Source organism: Streptomyces hilarionis (assembly GCF_024539675.1).
Lineage (GTDB): Bacteria > Actinomycetota > Actinomycetes > Streptomycetales > Streptomycetaceae > Streptomyces > Streptomyces hilarionis.
Genome location: NZ_JAHHIT010000490.1, coordinates 1 through 398 on the forward strand (window position 1 = coordinate 1; position 398 = coordinate 398).

Annotated in this window: 1 pseudogene; it reads right to left on the reverse strand. The window is 60.6% G+C overall.

Features of this window, described 5'->3' with window-relative positions:
- Nucleotides 1-398: pseudogene (locus KMS84_RS44030) on the reverse strand (MFS transporter); the annotation flags it as partial.

Genomic DNA, 398 nt, shown 5'->3' on the forward strand with positions numbered 1-398 from the left:
GTTATAGGTGGTCAGGTTGATGCCAACCGCTAAGCCTGCGACCAGTATTCCTCCACCAATCAACATGGCCGTTCGGTCGTTGATGTTTTTCAACAGGCGAGGCAACACCAGGGCTGCGATCATGGAGCCGCCACCAAACGCGGCCAGCGCCAATGCCGTAGAACTCTGAGGTAGAGCGAAGCGCGATTGCACCAGCACCACCGTATTGACGATCACCATGGCACTGGCGGCAGCTACTGTCAGATTCAGAGCCAGAAGCCCCCGCAGGCGCGGCGTGGCCAGGAATATGCGCATGCCTCGGGTGGTTCGTTCGTAGATGCTCCGTCGCGGCGTCTTCTTCGCCTTCGGCAGCAGCACCGTGGAGACGAGGGCGGCCGAGGCGAGAAATCCGATGACGG